We start from the raw sequence: 16816 nt of genomic DNA on the forward strand, positions 1-16816 counted from the left end.
CGGGGTCGGTAACTTGCGGTGGGTGAAAGCGCGAGGAATTGTCGGAGTCGCACTGCTGCTCACACTCACCGCCTGCGGCGGCTCGACGAAGGGCGGGGCGTCCACGCCGACGACCCCGCCAGCAACATCAGCCACGGCGCCCTCGACATCCACGCCCTCGAGCACCGCGGCGACGACGCCGACTGCTCCGGCGGTTCCGGCTGCGAAGGACGGGCAGAACTACAAGGCCTGCGTGGACGGCATCTGTGAGGTGCTGGTCCGGACGAAGGCTGTCATCAACCTCAACGGCGACAAGTTCACCGCGACGGTTGCCAAAGGCACGCTCAAGCTCACCGACGCGAAGGGATACATCTCGCTGAGCCGGACCGGCTCGTCCTCCAGCCGCAGGGGCAACGGGAGCGTCGGCGGCGCGGCCGGCGGTATCGCCGCGGTCCAGTGGAACGACGGCGACGGACCGGTCCACATCGCGACGCTGACGTACGCCGAGGGCGACACGGTCATCGTGAGGTTCAGGAAGGGGTAGTCCGCGCCAGGAAGTCCTCGTACTGCGTCGACACCCGCCGCCACAGGACGTCGCGGTCGGCGTCGGTGTAGTGCGGGAGCGGCAGGCGGAACACGTCCGCGAGCGCGGTGAGGTAGTCGGCGCGGTTGTCCAGCAGACGGTTGTCGACGCGGTCGGCGAAGGTCTCGCTCAGCCCGATGGAACGCAGTACGACAACGGATTCCGGCGTACGGCGGAAAGCGGACGCGAGCCGTACGAAGCCCGACTTCGGATCCGCGGACAACTCCGTGTGCTTCGCGGCGAAGGCTTCGAGGGGGACAGGGGACGCCTCGAAGTCCATGCCGATCAGGTTCGCCCGCGGGTCGTGGTCGAGGCGCCAGCCGTCGGCGATCTCGGACGGGCGCAGCCGCAAGGTGAACGGGTGCTGCTCGGACGCGCCCGTCTCGAGCGGCATCGGGTGGCGCAGGCCATCGCCGAGGCCGGCGTCGACCAGCCACACCCGCTCCGGGTCCTCGACCAGTCCGCGCACCGTGAGCACCATGTGACTGCCGTCGACGCCGCCGGGACGGTTGACCGTCTGCACGCCGCCGCGGTGCAGTTGCACGCGGTACCCGAGCTCGGTCAGCAGCAGCGCGAACGTGCCGTTCAGCTGGAAGCAGTACCCGCCCGTTTCCCGCGCGACGATCCGTTTCGCCACTTCCTCCGGGTCGAGAGGACCGCCGGGCGTCACCTGGTACTGCACGGTCTCGTACGGGATCTGGTCCACGAAGGCCTCGTGGAGCTGCGTCAACGCCTCCAGCCGGGGCGGTCCGTCGTACCCGTCGATCCCGATTCGTTGCAGCAGCGCCTCGGTGTCCATGCGCCTTAGGGTAGGCAAGGTGATCGACGTCCTCGACGGAACTGCAGCTATTGCCATCGCCGGTGAGCTCGGTCAGGTGTTCGCCGCGGCCTTCGGCCCGGAGGAGGACACCGAACGGTTCACCGCCGAGACCCTTCCGAAGCACGCGGCCCGCGACGACTTTCGCCTGGTGACGGCCAGAACCCCGCGTCCGACCGGCGTCCTGGGCTCGTCCGGGATCCCGGGGCAAGCCGGTGTGGCGGGCCTGGGCAGCGGGTCGCTGGATGTCGCCGGTGTGATGGGCGGGAGCGGACCGCTCGTCGGGTTCGCGTACGGGTACACCGGGGAGCGCGGGCAGTGGTGGCCGGACCGGGTGGTGGAGGCGGTCGAGCCGGAGCTCGCGGCGGAGTGGGTCGGCGGACACTTCGAAGTCGTCGAACTCGCCGTACATCCGGACGCCCAGCGCCAGGGCCTCGGTACCGCGCTGATGACCGAGCTGATGCGCGACCTCCCGCACCGGCGGGCACTGCTCGGGACAGACGTCGACGACGGTCCGGCGCCGCGGCTGTACCGACGGTTGGGCTGGCAACTGCTCCACCCCGACCTCGGCTGGGGCAGCGCGCTCTACGGACTGGACAGAGGAGTGCCCAGCGGCGCCTGACCTGGCAGGGTATGCCCTATGACTGCTGAGCGGATCTATGTCGGGAGCTACACCACTCAGACCGGCGGTGGGGACGGGATCGCGGTCGGCCCGCTGGACGGGCTCGCCGTGGCGGCGACGATCGCCGACCCGTCGTTCCTGGTCAGATCCGCGGACGGGCGGTTCCTGTACGCGACCAACGAAGAGCAGGACGGGCAGGTCGCGGCGTTCGCGATCGGCGCGGACGGCGGCCTGGAGCTGCTCAACCAGCAGCCGACCGGCGGCGCGCACCCGTGCCACCTGGACATCGACCCTTCCGGGCAGTACCTGCTGTCCGCCAACTACTCCTCCGGCTCGGTCGCGATCCACCCGATCGGCGCGGACGGCTCGCTCGGCGAGGCCACGCAGATCCTGCAGCGCGAAGGATCCGGGCCGAACAAGGACCGCCAGGAAGGACCGCACGCGCACCAGATCGCGTTCGACATCGAGGGCGCCTACGTGTTCGACGTGGACCTCGGGTCCGACACCGTCTACTCGTCGACGCTCACCCCGGACGGCCGGCTGGAAGAGGTCGACCGGCTGCACGTCCACCCGGGCGCGGGTCCGCGGCACCTGGTGTTCCACCCGTCGGGCGTCGCGGCGTACTTGATCAACGAGCTCGACTCGACGCTCACCGTCTGCAGCTACGCAAACGGGAAGCTGCAGACCGTGCAGACCGCGTCGACCCGGCCAGCCGACTCGCCGGGAGAGAACTACCCCGCCGAGCTGCTGATCTCCGCCGACGGGCGCTTCCTCTACGGGTCGAACCGCGGCGACAACACCGTGGCGGTGTTCGCGGTCACCCCGGACGGGCTCAGCGTCGAGCTGGTGCAGACCATCTCCTCGGGCGGGAGCTGGCCGCGACACCTTGCCTTCAGCAACGACGGAACGGTGCTGTACGCCGCGAACGAGCAGTCCGACCAGATCGCGACGTTCAGCATCGACGACGGCCGGCTGACCGCGGCCGGTGAGCCCGTCAGCTGGCCGAAGCCGGTGTGCGTTCTGCCTGTCTAGACGAGCTTCTCGAAGAAGAACTCGTGCTTGAGGAAGGACACGTCGTACTCGTGACCCGGGTACGGCGGGTTCAGCTGTGCCGCCTGGAACAGCCGCCAGCCGTCCTTGAGCGCGTCCAGCCCGGTCGCGTACGGCGGTACGTCGCTGTCACCCGTCGTCGGGTGCGTCTCGCCGGTGCCGTCGTACGTCGACCATCCGACGACGCGGGCGTCCAGCGCGGACGAGGCCAGGTACAGCACCAGCACCTGCTGGCGAAGGCCGGTGCGCTGCGGGTTCTCGGCCGTGGCGGTCATGCCATCTCCTTCTTGTTGGCAGCGTGCGGGTTGTTGACGCGGTCGGCCACCACCCGCTGCGGGCGGTTGGTGACGCGGGTGACCCAGTAGTTCGGGTCGTACGTGTCGTCGCCGCTGATCGCGCGCCACATCAGGATCCGGTTGTACCGTTCGAGCCGGCCGGTGGCGTTCTCGTACCACGGGAAGTTCTGCTCAAGCTCGGCCGCGACCGCCTCGTCGTACAGGTCGTCGGTGTTCCAGAGCCGCACCTGGCGGACCGTCGGGTTGAAGCGGATCTTGAACATGTACCGGTCGACGTTGCTGTCGTTCTTGCGGCCGCCGTGCCAGATGCCGTGGTGCAGGAACTGGACGGTGCCGGCCGGGCAGACCAGGCGGGTCTGGCCGAGCAGGTTCTGGTACCGGCCGGTGTCGGACTCGTTCGTCCGGCGCAGGTGGCTGCCCGGGACGCTGAGCGTGCCGCCCATCTCGAGCGTGACGTCCTGGGGGTAGTACATGAGCTGTACGTCGAAGGCGTCGGTGCGGACGTCGATGATCGCGTCGCCGTGCAGGTTCTGCGCCTCGCCCTCGTTCGCCCGGCGGATGTGCACCGCGTGGTGGTCGACGGTCGGCTCGGGACCGACCAGGCTGTGGATCGCGCCCGCCACCTCCGGCAGTTGCACCAGCCGCTGGACGAACTCGCTGTCCACGAACGCCTCCGACAGCGGGGTGCCGTACGGAACGCCCGGGATGCCGTTGTTCAGGACCTCGATCGCCTGCTGGTTCATGTCGTCCGGTACGACGGCGTCCATCCGGAGGGCGCCGGTGGCGACGAAGTGCGCCATCTGCACCGAGGTGAGCAGGTGCTTGCGATGCGGTTGGGGCATGGAGACTCCCTGTTCGCGGTAGTGGTCACTACTCCTCCATTCTGCGAGGGATCGTTCTTTCTCCGCGTGGGTTGTGATCACTACTGGTGGTAAATTCTCACCGTGATCGAGTTGCATCTGGCGCAACCGCCGGAGGTCGTGAACGCCGGTTCCGGAATTCACGGAACACGTGTTCTGCGTGACGTCTTCCGGTTGCCGGACCTCTGGCAGCTGCACCTGTACAACTACTCGGCCGAGCTGACACTGCTGGGCGAAACGTTTTCCGTCGCGCCCGGATACGTTTCCCTGACGCCCGCCGGGACCCAGGTACGGTTCGACTACCGCGGGCGCTCCGAGCACCTGTACGCGCACTTCCGCCCGGTCCCCGTCGGCGAACCGTCGTACGTCCCGGTCGTCCAGGACGCCGGCGAGGCGGCGCCGTTGCTGTCCGGGCTGCTCCGGTCGGCGGTCGAGTCGTCGCCGTCCGGGTCGTCGCGGATGACGGCGGAGGTGTGGACCGCGCTGTGGCGGATCACCGAGCTGACACCGGCACCGGTCGAGTCCGGGCACCCGGCCGTCGCGGCGGCGATCGCGCACATCGAGGCGAACCTCGCCCAGCCGCTCACCGTTCCGGAACTGGCCAGGCTGGCCGGCGTCTCCCACAACCACCTGACCCGCCTCGTCCAGGCCGAGACCGGCTCCACGGTGATCGCCTACGTCCGCCGGCGGCGGATGATGCGGGCCCGGCATCTGCTGGTGTCGTCGACGCTGTCGATCCCGGCGATCGCCGCGTCCGTCGGCATCCCGGACCTGCAGGCCTTCAACAAGACCTGCCGGCGGGAACTGGGCGCCTCACCGCGGGCGGTCCGTAATGCGGTGGCCGGGGCCGGGCCGGGGGTCTAGCGTTCGGGACATGTACGAGCTGATCCCGGCCGGGGACGCCCCGCAGTACGACGCCGAGGCCGAGGTCCGGTTCGCCGAGGACTGGCCGGAGTTCATCTTCCACGACGCCGAGGTGCCGAAGTACCGCGAACGGCGGGTGCAGTACTTCCCCGAGTGGGAGTTCTACTTCGTCTCTGACGGCCGCCTGATCGCCGGCTGCTGGGGCGTGCCGCTCGCCTGGGACGGCACGGTCGAGGACCTGCCCGGCGGATTCACGGACGCGCTGGCGCGCTCGGTGACGTCGTACGAACAAGGCGTCGTGCCGAATACGTTCGTGCTGATGGCCGCCGCCGTACGCTCCGACGAACAAGGCCAAGGCCATGCCGGCCGCCTCATCACCGCCGTCCGGGACCACGCTGTCGCTCAGGGGCTGGGCCAGGTGATCGCGCCGGTCCGCCCGACCCTGAAGGCGAGCTACCCGCTCACCCCGATCGAAACCTTCATGACCTGGACCCGTCCCGACGGCCTTCCACTGGACCCCTGGCTCCGCACCCACGTCCGCCTCGGCGCCACCCTCCTCGCCCCGGCCCCCGCCTCCCAAACCATGACCGGCTCCGTCGCCGACTGGGAATCCTGGACCTCCATGCGCTTCCCCTCCACCGGCACCTACACAATCCCCGCCGGCCTCACCACGCTGGAAATCAACCGCGAGTCCGACACCGGCCTCTACATCGAACCCAACATCTGGCTCCGCCACAGGTAATGAGTACAGAGCGACAGGAGATGTCGGCTCGAAGCGACCAGGCCTACGCTCCCCCGGCCCGCTGATCGGGCGTAGCGGACATACATGTCCTGTCGCTGTGTCCCCCGATCTACGGCACCGCCAGGGCGGCCAGGCCGGTGGTGAGGATGCCTTTGGTGACCTGGAGGGCGTACGGCTCCTCGGGACCGGTGAGGGCCTGGTGGGACCAGCCGATGACGTCTTCGTACGCACGGACGTGCCGGTAGTAGTGCACCGCGTCCTCGTCGAGGCTGTGGGGGCCGTAGCCGGTGAGGAAGGCTTCCCGCTGGGCGTCCGTCGTCGGGCCGACGTCGCCCATCCCGCCGAGCATGAACATCAGGTCCTGCTCCCGCGGAGCGAAAATCACGTCGTCCCAGTCGATCAGGTGCAGCCCGCCGTCGAGCAGCACGTTGCCGAGATGCGGGTCGCCGTGGCACACGACGCGCGGTCCGGTCGGCGCCGGTGGACGGTTGGTGCAGAGGTCCGCGATGACGTCGTCGTACTGCTTCCACACCGCCGCGAGCTCATCCGCGACGTCCCCCTCCGGCGCCTCGAGCCGCCGGCGTACATCGTCGGCCACCGCGGGCATCCGCGCGTCGATGTGGCTGTGCTTCGGCAGCGCCTCCCGCAGCCGCGGCGGCGGTTCGGCGTCGTGCACGCGGCGGAGCAGTACGCCGTACTCCGACCACTGCTCGTCCGTCAGCCCCGCCTCCGCCGCCCGCGGACCGTCGATCCACGGCGTCACCGTCAGCCGCTTCTTCGCGTGCACGCTCCACAGCCCGCCCTCGGACGTCCGGATCATCTCCGGTACGCCGGGGAGCCCGCTGTCGGCGAGGAACGCCGCGACCTGATGCCCGGTGTTCGTCCCCGCGCCGCTCCACTTCACGGCGTACACGTTGGTGGCCGTCACGGCCCGCCACACCTGCGCCGCGACGTCCGCGCCGTACGCCACCGGTGTGAGCTGCACCACGTCAAGCCCGAAGTCCGCCAGCAACCACTTCCGCAGCAACGTCTCACCCACACCGGCCAGCATGCCCGCCAACCGCCCGCCGAGCGAGCCGATTACCGGGCGCCGCGGTCAGCGGTAGTTCACGAACTGGACGGCGAAGTCGTAGTCCTGGCCCTTGATCAGCGCCTGGACCGCCTGCAGGTCGTCGCGGCTCTTGCTGGACACCCGCAGTTCGTCGCCCTGGATCTGCGCCTTCACGCCCTTCGGGCCCTCGTCGCGGATCAGCTTCGAGATCTTCTTCGCGTTCTCCTGCGTGATGCCGGCGTCGATCGTGGCCACGATCTTGTAGATCTTCCCGGACAACTTCGGGTCGTCCGCCTCCAGCCCCTTCAACGAGATCTGCCGCTTCACCAGCTTGTCCTTGAACACGTCCAGAACGGCGCTCACCCGCTCCTCGGTGTTCGCCTGCATCTCGACCGACTCCCCGGACCACTTGATCCCGGCATCCACGTTCTTGAAGTCGAACCGCTGGCTGATCTCCTTCGCCGCCTGGTTGACGGCGTTGTCCACCTCCTGGTGATCCACCTTGTTCACGATGTCGAAGGAGGACTCCGAAGCCATGGGCACTACCTTTCCGATTTGCTGTCAGGGGCACTGTCTGTTGTATCGTCTCCCACGCCGGTTCACGAACCGGCAGCACCCCGGCGGGTTGCCCGAGCGGCCAAAGGGAGCAGACTGTAAATCTGTCGGCGTATGCCTACGCAGGTTCGAACCCTGCACCCGCCACTGGCTGAAAATGGCCTCTGACCTGCGGAAACGCGGATCAGAGGTCTTTTCGCTATGTCCGGCTGTGTCCGGCCGGCTACGGCGATCTACGGCCATCCGTGCGGAATCCGTGCGGAAGTTCCTCAGCTGTGCGCTAAGTGGTCAGGGGTTGGGCGGTCGAAGTGACGGACACGAATGACAGCGGGAACGGTCGGACAGACCGCGAGACTCTAAGTGGCGAGGAAGCCGCCGCAAGCTCTCCCAGGCCGGCCGATGCCCCGGCCGCGGGCTTCACAGCAGGACCGGCCCGACTGAGCACCTCCGGACCTTCTTCAATCGCGCTTGGCCTGGCGGAGAGAAGCGCGAGGATGCAGCGCGCGTTCGCTTCGAGCATGGTCCGCACCCCTGGTGTGGCTGGTGTGTTCGCCCAAATCCAGCGCACCGTAGGCGCGTCTTTTTCCGCACAAGTGAACACAGTCAGCGAGCGCTTCATCAACTCGGTTCGTCCGCAGCTGAACTCGGCTTTGGGGTCGTGGGCCAAGCCGTGGGTGAAGGAACTCTCGGAAGCGGCGGAGCGAATCCTTCGCATCGCTTGGCCTCCGAACCTCCGTCCGATTGCGGACGACCTGAGGCTCGGAAAGGTGCTTGAGGTGCTTGAGGTCGAGGGGATCCCGCTGTACCTCGTCCCGCGCGCGGAAACCGCGAAGGCACTCCTTGTCGCGGACGGTACAGCCGCCCGTAGAACAATTATCGGGCGGCGGTTTGACTCGATCATCGAGGACTGCGCAGCCGTGCTCGATCGATGCGTCAGCCCACAGACTTCAGCGGAGGTCTCGTTCATCAGAGCGGCGCTCGCCGCCATGAGCGCGGGGCATCACATCGCGGGGCAGGCATTGTCGGCGAATGTCCTTGATTCCATGCTGCGGACATGGCTCTCTGATGATGATCGGTCTCGGGTGACCAATCATTACAAGACGCCGAACGGTGACGTGCTCACTGAGGACATGGCTGTCCGTGAGGCGATGGTCATGCTGCCGATCTGGGCAGCGCACAAGCGATTTAAGCGCGACAAGGGCGACCCGGTTCCGTACGTCTTCAGCCGTCATGGTTCAGTGCACGCGGTGTCCACCCGCCAGTACAACAAGCGCAACGCCGCCTTGGCGCTGATGTTGGTCACTAGCTTGGTCGGGTTCGCCAATGGGCTGTAACGCGACAGCGCGAGATTGCCGCGACAACCGATGTGCTTGATTCCGACAACCGAGATGCCTCTGACCTGCGGTTCGCAGGGCAGAGGCATCCAGTGGCGATCCTCAGCCGATGGCTGAGGATCCTGCGCTCCAGGCGTCAGGCAGCCTGCTGATTGTCTGCTGACAATGCTGCTTCGACTCGTCGGCGAGCAGCCTCGTCCTGACCGTCGAGGCATTTGGCGTAGACCTTGAGCAGCACGTTGACGCTGTGGCCGGCCCACTCGGCTACCTGCGTCGCGGGAACGCCTGCGTTAAGCCAGAGTGACACGGCCGCGTGGCGGAGGTCGTACGGTCGTCTTGCGAGCAGCGAGACGGCTTGAGCTTCGCTGAGGGCCTTCTCACGAGCCTTGCTCCAGACGCGGGCGTAGGTGTTCGAGGACACCGGATTGCTGTACGGCGGCGGCAACGGGATGCCTGCCTTTCCGGTGCGGCTCACGAATAGACGTCCGCCTGGGCCCGGGCGGAATTCGGCAGTGTGCCGGCGCAGCAACTCGACCAGCTCCGGGCAGGCCGGTACGAGACGAGTCGCCTTGTCCGGCCGGTGCTTCAGACTCCGGTCCTCGCTTGCCTCGCCGTTGTCGGTCCACTCGGCTCCGGCGTGTTGCGTCGAGCCTGTCAGCAGCAATTCGCCCCAGCCTTCCTCGGGGATTCTGCAATCCGTCACGCGTAAGTGTTTCGCCTCGGATGGCCTCAGCCCGGCGAAGTAGAGACACCCGAAGAATGCCTCCAGTGCGGGGTAGATCTCTCGGACCGCTTGGAGGAGTGCCCTCGCTTGGATCGGGTTGGCGACGACACGTCGGTCAACGACGTCGGTGTTCTCCGGCTTGGTCCACTGCACCTTGTCGATCGGGTTTGCCTCGAACAGTTCCAGTTCCACGGCATACTCCAGTGCGCTGTAGAACGCAGACCGCTTCCGTGTGACCGTTGCGGGTGCCGCCGACTTGCCGTCGAGCTTCACGGCAAGCGCGTCGAGGACCCGGCGCATCACGAGAGCTTCCCGCAGCTTGGACAGATCGGGTGCACTGTCCGCGATCCACCGCAGCCGCGCCGCGTCAGCGCTCGGTGGCGTCGCCTCTGCAACCGAGTCACCACCGCGGGCGGCCTTGTTGAATGACCAATTCCGGAGGACCGAGCGAATCCGCTGCGTCTCATCAGCGCCCCGCTTCGGCAGCAACGCGACCGTCACCGTCGCGAGCGCCTCAGCGATGTTCTTACGGTGGCGCGGTGATGCATGCGGCCACTTGACGTCTACGAACTCTGCCGCGTGTTCGTACCAGGTACGTCGGCTCAGGTCTCGGAGCATCGTCTGTGGGAGGCCGCTCTCGATGTCGAACGGGACACCCTCACGGGCGGCCGTTGTCAGCTTCGATCGGAAGCTGTCGGCAAGCTTGCTGGTGGCAAACGTCTCCTGCGATCGCTTGCCAGCCACCTCCCACCTGACTGTGTAGGTCTTCCCGCGCTTCCCGGCGTAGGTGGTGATCTTGAATATGCGCACGTCGTAGGACAGCTTGTCGGCGCTCACGCAGCATCCTCCAGGCTCTCGAGCCAGCGTTCGTAGTCGGTGAGGCGGATTCGGATATCACCGTTCGGCAGCTTGATGCAGCGGGGCGCCTTCTTCGCGGCGCGCCAGTCGTAGAAGGTCGAGCGGGCTACGCCCAGGTCAGCGCACACGTCAGCGATCGTGAGGTGCGCCTGTCGCCGGGCAGGGGTTGCCGTGCTCACGCAGGTGTCTCCTTCGAGGTCGAGAGACAGTGACAAAAGTGACAAAACCCTGGTGGTGGGTGGTTGTGTCACTTTTGTCACTGCGTTGCGAGGACTGCGGGGTGGACTTCGTACGTCGAGGGCGGACGTCCCTTGGCGGGCTTGTCTGTGGCGTCGGGGCGGCGGATGTAGCCGTGGTCTTCGAGCAGGTTGAACGCGGGTTCCAGGTCGGCGGCTGAGGCGAATCGGGCGCGGCCGTGGAGGGAGCGGAGGGCATCTCGTCGGCTGATGGTGTGAAGTCCGGTCTTGTTGCACTGCTTGGTGATCCAGTCGAGGACTTCGCGGGCGGCGTCGAGGTCGGGGTGGGATTGGCCCATGAGGTCGTAGACGGCCAGGGCGTGGTCGAGGTAGTAGCGGCCGATGCGTTCGGCGGCGTGCATGGTGTCGGCGGTGATGGGGGTGGCGTAGCCGGTGGTGAAGGTGTGGGCGAGGTGGAGGAGGGCGGCGAGTCGGACGACGGTTCCGGCGAGTTTGGAGGCCCAGTCGGTGATGGGTGCGAGTTGTCCGGTCTGGGGGTGGAGTCGGGGTTCGATCCAGTCCTGGAAGTCGAGGAGGACTTGGCGGGCGTCGGGGGTGAGGTCGAGGGTGTGCGGGGTGTCGTGGTCGGCCAGGAGGAGGACGAGGGTGCGCAGTGCATCGCGGTAGGTCTGTTCGGTGGGTTCGGGGACGGGTTGGGCTTGGTTGTCGCGTTGTCCGACGGTGTTGACGGGCAGGCTGTAGAGGATGCGGGCCAGGACGCCTCGGTCGCGGAAGCCGGGTTGGGCGGCGAGGCCTTGCAGGGTGCCGGGTTGGGTGGTGACGCCGAGGGTGAGCGCGGGTCGTTCGATCGATTCGGCTTCGCGGCCTTTGCGGTCGACTTGGAGCTTGTCGCCGACGTGGCCTTTGAGGAACACGCCGAGGTTGGGGGCGGCGGAGTAGCGGGTCCCGGTGAGGGTGGCGAACACGTCTCCTTCGGCCGACAGGACAGCGATTCGGCCGCCGTGCGTGGCCATCAGGGATACGCACGACTCGGGGGTGACGTCGTCGGTCATGAGCCGGGGCACGGCAGGGACCGTGATCGCGGCGGCTTCCTTGGCGGCGGCGGTCGCGTCGGCCATTGCCTCGTGTGGGTTGGCGGTGGCGCGTTCGGCCTTCTTGGCCAGGTCTTCGGCGCGGGCGTGAGCGATCCGGGCGGCCAGCTCGGCTTCGACGCGCTGTTCTGCGGTGGTCTCCTGCAACGCGACTTCGGCGTCGGCCAGCGGACCGGTCATGGCCCGGAACACCGGCGACTTGCGCGACCCGGGCGGGAGCGCGGTGACGGTGTAGAGGTTGACCTGTTCCAGCCAGGACCGATCGACCTGCACGAGCACCTTGCCGCCTGCTGCTGTGGACAGGCAGGCCAGCGCCACCGACCCGGCCAGGTCGGCCGGGGTCTGGGTGGCTTCGGCCACCGCGGTCACCTGGTCGGCCAGCCAGCCAGGGAACACCTCGACCGGGAACGGCCGCAACAGCCGATCGGTCTTCAGCGGCACCGGGGCGCCGTCCCACACCGGCCCGTCCGACGTTGCCTGCGAGGTTGCGGGTGGCTCCCTCTGGCCGTGATGCCTTGGTGTGATCTGAAGATCTTGGGTGGTCCGGATCGGTGTCGGTCGCGTGATCGGTTCGGGGTCCCAGGGGTCTTCGGGCGGCTCGATCAGGTGCCAGTCGGGGATGTGTTCGGCGCTCATGCTGCGGCGATCCCTTCGTCGCGGAAGCCTCCGGTGATGGCGGCTCGGATGTCTCGGTCGCTTTGCTCGGCGAGATGTCCGGCGTCGGTCAATGCGGTGATGGCGCCGGCGTAGTCGATCGCGCCTGCCGCGACGAGCCGTGCGACGCCTCTGGCGGCTCCGTAGAGGGTGGTGCGGCGCTTGCCTTCGGGGGCGTTGCGTACGGCGTTGAGGTGGGCGTCCAGGAGCTTGGAGGGGTGGGAGATGCCCCGCGCCTGCCAGGTGGGCGGCAGGCCGGCGGGCGGGGTCTGGACGGGCTGTGCTGGCTGGGCTGGCTGGCAGGCGTCGAGGAGTCCGGGCGGGGGCATCTCCACGTCGGTGGCCGTGGTGCCCCACTGGTAGGGGCGGTGGGTGCGGTGGTGGATCGAGGGCGGCAGGACGACGTAGCCGCCGTCGGCCTTGATGTCGATCCCGGGCCGGTTCGGCATCGGGCGGGAGGCGATGTGGTGGCCGGGGTGGCGGTAGTACAGGTGCAGGCCGCCGGAGCCGGTGTGGACGTGCAGCGTGCGCGGCACGAGCCGCTCGGCCAGCAGGTCGGACAGGCTGTGGTCGCCGCCGTGTGCGGGGTCCACGTCCACCACGAGCAGCCCGGAGACGGCACCGGTGCGGACGGCGAGCTGTCCGCGCGGGACGGCGGCGACGATCGCGGCGACGCGGGCCGGGTCGGTGCTGGCGGCGTAGAACCCGTGGCAGGTCAGGTGCCCGCAGGTCGCCGGGTCGTGCCTGGCGGCCCCGTCGCTACTGGCCTGGCGGCAGGGTTCGCAGTTGGCCACGGGACGCTTGGAGCGTCCGAGTACGAACACCGGCCAGCCACGGTCGGCGGCTTGCAGGGCGGCGGTCAGCAGCGCTGTCACGGGGAAACTCCTCCTCGAGTCGCGGGGGTCAGGCGGCGCGGGTCGCCAGGGCGTGGTCGCACATCGGGCAGTCCGGGTCTGTGGCGTCGTGGTCGGCGTGGGCGATGCACGCTTCACACCGGCCGTCCGATGTGGGGATGCAGTAGTCCCAGACCACGCCGCACAGGTGGCAGCGGCGCCGTGCTCGCATGGCCTTATCGAGGGCGTTGAGCTGGTCCGGGGAGGCGACGCGGGACGGCTTGGCCAGGTCGAGGCGGTACAGCCACGCCCACCGCATCCCGTTGCGCCACACCAGCAGCGCGTACGGTTCGTGGCCGCCGGGGCACATCCGCATCGCCCGGAGCTGGCGGCGGGTGGCCAGGCCGGCGGGCGCCCACCGGAACCGGAACACCGGCGTCCCGTGGTGGTCCCAGCCGAGAGCCTGTTGGCCGTTCCACAGCTCGATCCAGCGCGACGCGGCCGGGTGCAGACTCGCCTTGTCCAGCAGACGCGCGGCCATCAGAAGTGCCACCACCGGCGGCGCCGTTCGGCCCGTTCGGCATGGTCGAGCCGGTCACCCACGGCGAGCGCTTCGGCGGTCTCGTTCTCGGTCGAGTACTGGGTGAAGTCCGTCAGCGCGGCCCGGTACTCCTCAGCCGGGGACAGCGCGTCCTCGGTGTCGGCGGGCTTGCGGGTCCTGCGGGAGTTGCGCGAGGTGTGGGTCATGACGGGTCGGTCTCCTGGATCGGTCGTGGGTCAGCGGTTGCGGCGGTTGCGGTGGTGGTCGATGAGTCGGCGGCCGATCCGGGTGCGTCGGCCGGTGCCTTTGCAGCGGCGGCAGTTGCGGAACGCCTTGCCGTGCGGGGCGCGGGACTTGCCCGAGCCTGCGCACTTGGTGCAGTTGGCGTAGGGGAAGATCAGGCAGCCGAGCAGGTACAGCGCGACGGCGGCCAGGCCTGTGCCGATCCAGACGGCGACGCGTTCGGTGTGGGTCAGCGGCTGGTGTTCGGTCACGATGCTGGCGGGCAGGACGGTCGCGGCGAACAGCCACAGGAGATGGTTCGCGGGCACCACAGTCAGTCACTTTCTGTAGTCGGTTGTGGGCGTGCCGGGTGGAGGCGGCGACCCTTGTGCGGGTCGTCTGCCGGGATCTGGGGTCGGGGTTAGCTGCCGGTGATCGGGTTAGGTTCCTCACTCGGCGAGTGAGATCGGGTGAATGTGGCCCTGACCTGCGGTTAGTTACCGAGTGAGCCGAGTTAACCGGGGCTGGAAACGGGCTGGTCGGAGCCGCTCAGAGCGGGTTTCCGGCCCCGGATCTCGGAGCTAACTGGCCAGCGGTTCGCGGGTCTCGCCGCCGTCACCGGGCGCGCCGGCGGCACGCTCCCGGAGCACGATCGCGTTACGGATGGTAGCCGGGTCGAGGGGGTAGCGGTTCCCGGTCGAGGGGACCTTGATGCCGTAGTCGGCGGCGAGGATCTCCCGCAGCGCCTTGCCGGTCAGGCTCTGGTACGGCCTCCAGGTCGGCGCGAGCCGCTTCAGCAGCGCGGGCACGTCGGCGATCGCGACCAGCTCGGTTTCGAGGACTTCGTCCAGGTCGGCGAGCAGATCGCGGGTCTCGATCGCGGGCCGCTCGCTGTCGGCCGGCGCGGGCATGTTGCGCTTCTTGATCGCGGCCAGCGCCCGCTCGATCAGCGGCGTGATCTGGTCGTTGTCCTTGGCAACCGACAGGAAGTACCACTGCACGATCTCCGACCGCGACGCGCTGAATCCCCGTGTGACCGCGGTTCCCCGGTCCTTACCGGCGATCAGGTCGGTGGCCCGGATGCCCTGCTTGTAAGCGCCCTGACCCAACAGGGCGTCGTTGGCGGTGTGGTCGGCGACGTAGAACGCGATGCCGTTGGTGGAGTTGCGGGTGATGTCACGCGGGATGGACGTGGCGGTCGGTGCCTGCGTCGAGGTGATCAGGTGAATTCCGCGCTTGCGGCCGAGCTGCACGATCTGAGTTGCGTAGTAGCTGATCTCCTTGCCGTACTCGGCGTGGTTGTAGGCCACGTGCGCTTCCTCGATCAGCGCCACGATCACGTGCAGGCCGACGTTCTTGTCGGCGATCTTGCGGTCAACCTCGGGGATCTCGTAGCGGTCGAGCAGGTCGCCGCGCGACTGCATCTCCTCGAAGAGTTCCTTCAGGTCGTCGCGGATCTGGCGCATCGAGTCGTCATCGGCACCCCGCACGTAGCGTGCGCAGCGCGGCCGGAACCGCTCGAAGTCGAAGTTCATGTCCGGCACCCAGATCCGCAGCTCCGCAGTCGGGTCGAGCGCGACACCCATCATCGCGACCCGGGCGGCGCTGGACTTGCCCTGCTCGGGTGCGCCACCGACGATCGTGTTCCGCCCGGTGATCGGCATGAAGATCTGGTCGCCGCGCAGCGTGCGCCCGGCCGGGATGCCCTTGAACACGTCCACCAGACCGCCTTCGAGCAGCGGGTACGGTCCGGCACCTTCTGCGAGCGCGCCCTTGTCGGCGACCCACAGGTCCAGGATTCCGGCCTCATCGCCCACGGTCGGCCACACCTCCGACGCGGCCCGATGCAGACCGGTCGCCAGATCGGTACGGCGCTTGCCGATCTCGGCAGCAGGCACACCGGCAGGCAGCCGCACCACCGCGTGCGTACCGCGGCCCAACTGCCGCGCCGGCGTGATGAACTGCAGCTTGTAGCCCTCCTTCAGGTAGCGGGTGATGTTCCCGATCCGCAGCGCATCCAGCGCCCGCGCGATCGTGGACTCATCCACGGTCGCCTCGTAGGTGTCATCGCTGGTCGTGACCAGCCAGTTCGGCGGCTCCGCGCGGCGCTTGCCCTCGCGGTACAGCGCGAGCACGAGCAGGAACGGCAGCGCGATCACGAACAGCCCCCACACGAACGTCACGGCGGCGATCACGAAACCGATCACGGCGAAGAACCCCAGCCACACGCCGGTGAACGATCCGTTGCCGGTGAGCTTGGTCAGCACGGCGATCACGAACACGGCCAGCGGGATACCGATGAGCGTCGCAGCGAGCACCTTCACCAGACCGATGAACAGCCGGGGCAGGTCCATCAACCGGCGGTGGCGCCGCTCGGTGGCCATCTCCTTGCGGTCGGACCACTCCTTCAGCGCCTCCCGGTCACCGACCGCCTCGGCGGCCTTGATCTGGCGCCGGTAGACACCCATCGTGGACGCATCCCACGCCCGCTTCGCGAACGACTCAGCACCCTGCACCACCGTCCAGGTGTGCCGCAACGTCGCCTTGCCCACCTTCACCGTCGGCTCGTGGGACTTGACCGCGACCGCCGCCGACTTCGCCACCCGCGCCGGCGCCATCGCACGGCGCACCACCACCGCACCACGCGACTCCAGCCGCCGATCGAGTTCGGCCGACTCCTCATCGGACAGCACGTGAACGCCGTCGTCGTCGCCACCGTCGCCGGTGTCGTGAACGTCGCTGTCGTTCACCGGCTCGACCCGTTCGGCGTTCACGTGAATGATCGGCCGAACCTCGTCCTGAACCTCGTCCTGAAAGCCGTCGTGAATGTCTTCGTGAACGTTGTCGTGAAGCCGGTGAACGTTGTTGTGGTTGGTGTCGTCGTGGTTCACGGGTGCCTCCGTCGGGTCTGAGCCGTTGGGGGTTGCGGAGTTCTCAGAAGGG

Annotated in this window: 19 protein-coding genes and 1 tRNA gene; 7 read left to right on the plus strand and 13 right to left on the minus strand. The window is 68.2% G+C overall.

Features of this window, described 5'->3' with window-relative positions:
• Window positions 1-22: 22 nt before the first annotated feature.
• Window positions 23-523: a hypothetical protein gene (locus AB0M51_RS20815; protein ID WP_363749782.1), complete on the plus strand. Its 501-nt coding sequence runs from the start codon at window positions 23-25 to the stop codon at window positions 521-523.
• On the opposite strand, the gene AB0M51_RS20820 is transcribed toward AB0M51_RS20815, so the two are convergent.
• Entirely contained in the window at window positions 510-1361 is an 852-nt protein-coding gene (locus AB0M51_RS20820; protein ID WP_363749784.1) for an arylamine N-acetyltransferase, read from the minus strand. The two genes, AB0M51_RS20815 and AB0M51_RS20820, sit on opposite strands and share 14 nt — an antisense overlap.
• A 19-nt stretch (window positions 1362-1380) precedes the next feature.
• On the opposite strand from AB0M51_RS20820, the gene AB0M51_RS20825 reads away from it, so the two are divergent.
• Together AB0M51_RS20825 and AB0M51_RS20830 are read left to right on the plus strand one after the other, a co-directional pair.
• Window positions 1381-2001 carry an N-acetyltransferase gene (locus tag AB0M51_RS20825; RefSeq protein ID WP_363749786.1) on the plus strand — a complete coding sequence of 207 codons (621 nt, stop codon included), beginning with the start codon at window positions 1381-1383 and terminating at the stop codon, window positions 1999-2001.
• Between the two features lie 18 nt (window positions 2002-2019).
• The gene (locus tag AB0M51_RS20830; protein ID WP_363749788.1) at window positions 2020-3033 is read left to right on the plus strand and encodes a lactonase family protein; all 1014 of its coding nucleotides are present in this window, start codon (window positions 2020-2022) and stop codon (window positions 3031-3033) included.
• Here AB0M51_RS20830 and AB0M51_RS20835 read toward each other — a convergent pair.
• The gene (locus tag AB0M51_RS20835; protein ID WP_344197886.1) at window positions 3030-3326 is read right to left on the minus strand and encodes a hypothetical protein; all 297 of its coding nucleotides are present in this window, start codon (window positions 3324-3326) and stop codon (window positions 3030-3032) included. The genes AB0M51_RS20830 and AB0M51_RS20835 overlap by 4 nt on opposite strands.
• Window positions 3323-4189 carry a phytanoyl-CoA dioxygenase family protein gene (locus AB0M51_RS20840; RefSeq protein ID WP_344197888.1) on the minus strand — a complete coding sequence of 289 codons (867 nt, stop codon included), beginning with the start codon at window positions 4187-4189 and terminating at the stop codon, window positions 3323-3325. The genes AB0M51_RS20835 and AB0M51_RS20840 overlap by 4 nt, the downstream gene beginning before the upstream one ends.
• 102 nt (window positions 4190-4291) lie before the next feature.
• Here AB0M51_RS20840 and AB0M51_RS20845 point away from each other — a divergent pair, with 102 nt between their 5' ends.
• Together AB0M51_RS20845 and AB0M51_RS20850 are read left to right on the plus strand one after the other, a co-directional pair.
• Window positions 4292-5071, plus strand: coding sequence for a helix-turn-helix domain-containing protein (locus AB0M51_RS20845; RefSeq protein WP_344197890.1), 780 nt, complete (start codon window positions 4292-4294; stop codon window positions 5069-5071).
• Window positions 5072-5081: 10 nt separating this feature from the next.
• Window positions 5082-5813, plus strand: coding sequence for a hypothetical protein (locus AB0M51_RS20850; protein ID WP_363749792.1), 732 nt, complete (start codon window positions 5082-5084; stop codon window positions 5811-5813).
• 109 nt (window positions 5814-5922) lie between these two features.
• On the opposite strand, the gene AB0M51_RS20855 is transcribed toward AB0M51_RS20850, so the two are convergent.
• Both AB0M51_RS20855 and AB0M51_RS20860 read right to left on the minus strand, forming a co-directional pair.
• The gene (locus AB0M51_RS20855) at window positions 5923-6852 is read right to left on the minus strand and encodes a phosphotransferase (RefSeq protein ID WP_363749794.1); all 930 of its coding nucleotides are present in this window, start codon (window positions 6850-6852) and stop codon (window positions 5923-5925) included.
• A 57-nt stretch (window positions 6853-6909) separates the two neighbouring features.
• Window positions 6910-7401, minus strand: a complete 492-nt coding sequence (locus AB0M51_RS20860) for a YajQ family cyclic di-GMP-binding protein (protein WP_344197897.1) — start codon at window positions 7399-7401, stop codon at window positions 6910-6912.
• An 82-nt stretch (window positions 7402-7483) separates the two neighbouring features.
• On the opposite strand from AB0M51_RS20860, the gene AB0M51_RS20865 reads away from it, so the two are divergent.
• Together AB0M51_RS20865 and AB0M51_RS20870 are read left to right on the plus strand one after the other, a co-directional pair.
• Window positions 7484-7566 (plus strand) — tRNA-Tyr (locus AB0M51_RS20865).
• A gap of 347 nt (window positions 7567-7913) precedes the next feature.
• Window positions 7914-8753, plus strand: a complete 840-nt coding sequence (locus AB0M51_RS20870) for a hypothetical protein (RefSeq protein WP_363749796.1) — start codon at window positions 7914-7916, stop codon at window positions 8751-8753.
• Window positions 8754-8889: 136 nt separating this feature from the next.
• Here AB0M51_RS20870 and AB0M51_RS20875 read toward each other — a convergent pair whose 3' ends face one another.
• From AB0M51_RS20875 to AB0M51_RS20910, 8 genes are all read right to left on the minus strand, one after another.
• Complete coding sequence (locus AB0M51_RS20875) at window positions 8890-10314, minus strand: tyrosine-type recombinase/integrase (protein ID WP_363749798.1); 1425 nt, start codon at window positions 10312-10314, stop codon at window positions 8890-8892.
• Window positions 10311-10514, minus strand: coding sequence for a helix-turn-helix domain-containing protein (locus AB0M51_RS20880; protein ID WP_363749800.1), 204 nt, complete (start codon window positions 10512-10514; stop codon window positions 10311-10313). Before AB0M51_RS20880 ends, AB0M51_RS20875 begins: the two co-directional genes overlap by 4 nt.
• 77 nt (window positions 10515-10591) lie before the next feature.
• Complete coding sequence (locus tag AB0M51_RS20885; RefSeq protein ID WP_363749802.1) at window positions 10592-11983, minus strand: YfjI family protein; 1392 nt, start codon at window positions 11981-11983, stop codon at window positions 10592-10594.
• Window positions 11984-12255: 272 nt separating this feature from the next.
• Window positions 12256-13152 carry a bifunctional DNA primase/polymerase gene (locus AB0M51_RS20890; protein WP_363749804.1) on the minus strand — a complete coding sequence of 299 codons (897 nt, stop codon included), beginning with the start codon at window positions 13150-13152 and terminating at the stop codon, window positions 12256-12258.
• Between the two features lie 28 nt (window positions 13153-13180).
• The gene (locus AB0M51_RS20895; RefSeq protein ID WP_363749806.1) at window positions 13181-13651 is read right to left on the minus strand and encodes an RRQRL motif-containing zinc-binding protein; all 471 of its coding nucleotides are present in this window, start codon (window positions 13649-13651) and stop codon (window positions 13181-13183) included.
• Window positions 13651-13857 (minus strand): hypothetical protein, encoded by a 207-nt coding sequence (locus AB0M51_RS20900; protein WP_363749808.1) that lies wholly within the window; start codon window positions 13855-13857, stop codon window positions 13651-13653. Before AB0M51_RS20900 ends, AB0M51_RS20895 begins: the two co-directional genes overlap by 1 nt.
• Window positions 13858-13887: 30 nt before the next feature.
• Window positions 13888-14202, minus strand: a complete 315-nt coding sequence (locus AB0M51_RS20905) for a hypothetical protein (protein WP_363749810.1) — start codon at window positions 14200-14202, stop codon at window positions 13888-13890.
• A 252-nt stretch (window positions 14203-14454) separates the two neighbouring features.
• Window positions 14455-16764, minus strand: coding sequence for an FtsK/SpoIIIE domain-containing protein (locus tag AB0M51_RS20910; RefSeq protein ID WP_363749812.1), 2310 nt, complete (start codon window positions 16762-16764; stop codon window positions 14455-14457).
• Window positions 16765-16816: the final 52 nt, after the last annotated feature.

This window comes from Kribbella sp. NPDC051137 (assembly GCF_040682535.1).
GTDB classification, from domain to species: Bacteria; Actinomycetota; Actinomycetes; order Propionibacteriales; family Kribbellaceae; genus Kribbella; species Kribbella karoonensis.